This is a genomic window from Arthrobacter livingstonensis, from assembly GCF_003219815.1.
Lineage (GTDB): Bacteria > Actinomycetota > Actinomycetes > Actinomycetales > Micrococcaceae > Specibacter > Specibacter livingstonensis.
This window is the reverse complement of record NZ_QJVD01000072.1, coordinates 1-3,655: the sequence shown is the minus strand read 5'-3', so window position 1 is coordinate 3,655 and position 3,655 is coordinate 1. Positions and strand designations below refer to the sequence as shown.

Genomic DNA, 3,655 nt, shown 5'->3' with positions numbered 1-3,655 from the left:
AGAACTCACTGCAGCATAATCAAAGAACTGACCCGCACGGTGTTGAGGCAAACTCCACCACTCAGCGGGACGTAACCGCGCTGTTCCAACACTCGAGGCAAGCTCCGTATTAAAGTCGGACTTGGTGCTGAATGATATCAAATGGCCTAAACCCACGAATCGGCGGCAACGAAACATTAATGCTGAGGTAAAAGCATGACTGTCTCGTGTCCGGGATGCTCGCTGAGCACTATTGTTCAGAACCAGTCTGCATCGCCCAACATTGGTCCGAAAGCGCGGCCGAGAGGTGTTCCGTATACCCTCCCACCACCGGTCAGTTCACCGGACGGGTGTTACGGGACGGCCTCAAAACTAAGTCAATCAAAACCGCAGGTCAGACCCATATTTGGCCGGTGGTGGACCGTCTTGCGGGACACTATGTGTGCCTGCCAACGGTATACGTCTTACGGTTACGGATCGCATACCAATCCGTCTCTGTCTGTTCCTACTAACCCCACTCAGCGGTTGAAAATCAGCCGCGCGCGACCACCACTCCACCCTGAGGACGACCATTTCGGGTGTTTTCAGTCGTATTGTTTTCTCCGTGCAAAGGGGTCAGTTGGCAATTCTGACTGACTGACTCAATCATCAGAGTGTCGGTTCGCTGCGTTGTTAGCTACTATCGCGCTGACAAATACCCCAACAAAAAACACTACGCCCGCAGCTATCGCGAAGATGGTACCGGCCGCGAGTGGCAGAAAAAATGAGACAAGTGCCGGCACCGCAGCTGCAAAGCAGAACCACATGAACGACCGGCCACCGGACACTTGTGCGGCCGTCCACGCCTCCGGTGACTGGCGGGTTGCCTGAGTCCGTATGCCATACATCGGTGAAGGGCGCCCCGGGTGTTTTCTGAGATAGATTGCAGCAGATCCAAGTCCAACGAAAACAACAAACATGATGATTGATAAGATTGCCAGCCCTGCATGGCCACATATTTCGTGATTCACGTCTAGCCCCTTCTTCCGGTCGTGGCCTGCTCATTCAGGCCTATGTGCCCTGATGAAGTCAGCCGAGTTCTGATATTTCGTCAGCTGGAACACGCAAGCTTGCCTTGCCAGTTTCAATTCACCCAAACGTTTTGTTGATCTTGCCCAACACTCACGCCCCTCAGAGCCCTCCACAGGGCGCGAGGGGGGGGGGGGGGGGGGGGGCTGCATAAATGCCGCAATCTTCAATGAATCCACTTATGAAGCAAACCTAACAGCTCGATACTGTCTCTGGCCGTTGGTCTTGTGGCATGCTCAGCAGGGATCCTCGTGCGGCTCTCTGCTGAGCCCGCGGTATGGTCGGAGGATGACGTTGTTAGTGCTCCGTGTGGCTCGGGCTGGCGTGCGGCTGTGATCGGCACCGTCCTGTCGGTGGTTGGATGCGTGGTCGTGGTGGCCATGGTCGTCGGAGCAGTGCGGACATTGGTGCATCGGGCGGGGCCGGTTGTTGGGGATCCAGGCGTGGCAGCCGAGCTGGTGGCGCTGGCTGGTAGGCGGGCTCGCCGGGTCGCCGCAGTCGTAATCGACCTGAATGCGACCGTTCCCACACGAATGGCCTTCATCGGCGCGGATGCTGACACTCCATTCGAGATCGGGTCGGTGACCAAAGGCCTGACGGGCATGCTGCTCGCCAATGCCATCGAACGCGGCGAGGCAGACCTGGACGCGACGCTGGCGCAGCTCCTGCCCGAGACGGGTGGCAGCCCTATCGGGTCGGTGAGGCTGAGCGAACTGGCCACTCACACTTCCGGATTGCCCCGGTTGCCCCGGTCGCCGGTGACCCTGCTCCGGCTTGTTGCCGCCGGGTATACCGGTGTAGACCCCTACTGGGGCACCACCCCCGCCACAGTGATCGCCGCCGCCCGCCGGCAGCGTCTCACCGGCCGTGGCCGCTTCCGGTACTCCAATCTGGGTGCCGCGGTGCTGGGCCACGGGCTCGCCCGCGCCGCCGGCCGCGACTATGCGGACTTGCTGAAGCGCCGGGTGTTCGAACCGCTGAGGATGACCGGCTCGGGTACCGACCTACGCCCCGGCGTGCGGCGCGGCTGGACCGCGATCGGACGCAGATCCAGGCCGTGGCGTGCCTGCGGGTACGGCCCGGCCGGCGGTGGTGTGACCAGCACCCCGGCCGATATCTCCCGCCTGGTGATCGGGTTGCTGGATGGCACAGCGCCGGGACGAGCCGCGATCAACTCGTTCGCCCCCATTGAGCCAGGCCCGCCGAATCGCTCCTCGGGCCTGTTCTGGATCATCGACCGGGACCAGCCCAGCGGACGAGACATGGTGTGGCACAACGGCCAGACCGGCGGCTACTCGGCTTTTCTGGTCCTGTACCCGCAGGCGCGCCGGGCGGTCGCCGTCCTCGCCGACACCGCGAACGCCGCCCGCCAGCAGCGTGTCGCACTCGGGCTGACCCGCTGGCTGACCAACACGGCCCGCTAACCTACCTGCACCGCCTAGCCTTCCCGCTACGGACAGACTCTGGGTGAGGTCCAGTGACAAGGGGTTGCGTTGACCGCTTGAACCTGTCGCACGACTTATGCCGTTTTCGGCGGCGACCCCATCTGTGCCGGCCAGCAGACCCGAACGTTAGGGGCGGGCAAGGAGTGCATAAAGATGCTCTCAACTTGCCCGCCCCGCGTTACCGCTACTGCTCTGGCCGTCTCAAGCTGTCCGACGACCAGGTGTTACTGGTGTTGCTGTGTCCGCCTCCTACTGCTTGACGGTCCGGTACTGCTGGTGTTGCTCTGGCCATCTGAAGCTGTCCGACGACCAGGAATTACTGGTACTGCTGGTGTTGCTCTGGCCATCTCAAGCTGTCGACGACCAGATGTTACTGCAACGGTGCTTCCCCCCTAGAAAAGCAACTACAACTACTGTCAGCGGGGGAACTTCCGTTCTCTTTTTCTTACGAGAAAAAATATAGCCACTCTCTGAAATCTCGTCAAGTCGACTTTGGGCGGTCTGGGTTAAGTCGCCTTTACGGTTGGCACGGGACCTACCTGGTGGCTGGCAATCGCTCAGCGGCACGTGATGGAAGTCGTCTGCCTTAGCGGTTGGCCCCGGCCCCTTTCTCGTGTCTGGGCTACCAGCGACTCCGGCCCTTTTGCAGGATTTTCGCCGGCCCGGTTCTCCCGAGCGACTTGCGTGCCTTGGATGTCTTTCCGGAGGCCTTGGCGACTGCCGCGCTGGGCGGGGCGGGGTTCCCTGGCCTTGGTGGCACTCAATCGCGCCTGCACAGCCTCCTTATTGGCCACGCCGTCGAGACAGGCAGCCAGCACTTCTCGTCGCTCGGCCAAGTCATATTTGAGGCCAGCCTCATCACGCAGTGCTTCGCGTCGGTCATTTTCTTCGGCCGCGTGCTGCTGGCGGCTCTGGTCTCCCGGGCGGCTTCAACCAACATCTGGGTTGCTTGCGTCGTTTCCACCCGTCCCGCAGAGCGTTCCCCTTGCGGAGAGTGAACCGCCCCGGCGCCGTTGGATACGCCCGTCGTGCGTGAGGAGAATAGGATGCTCGTGTTCCCGTGCGACGGTACTTCAGCCAAGCTGTGGACTGGTGGCGACGTGACGGAGGAAGACGACGCCGTAGCCGGCTGTGCACAAGCCGAGTCCGACACCGACGAGTGC

At 61.4% G+C, this 3,655-nt stretch carries 2 protein-coding genes; one reads left to right on the top strand and one right to left on the bottom strand.

Annotated features, from left to right (window positions below):
* Positions 1-620: 620 nt before the first annotated feature.
* Positions 621-989, bottom strand: coding sequence for an SdpI family protein (locus CVV68_RS22675; RefSeq protein ID WP_110503244.1), 369 nt, complete (start codon positions 987-989; stop codon positions 621-623).
* Positions 990-1,490: 501 nt separating this feature from the next.
* Here CVV68_RS22675 and CVV68_RS22670 point away from each other — a divergent pair.
* Positions 1,491-2,471, top strand: coding sequence for a serine hydrolase domain-containing protein (locus CVV68_RS22670; RefSeq protein ID WP_170133332.1), 981 nt, complete (start codon positions 1,491-1,493; stop codon positions 2,469-2,471).
* The last annotated feature ends 1,184 nt before the right edge of the window (positions 2,472-3,655 follow it).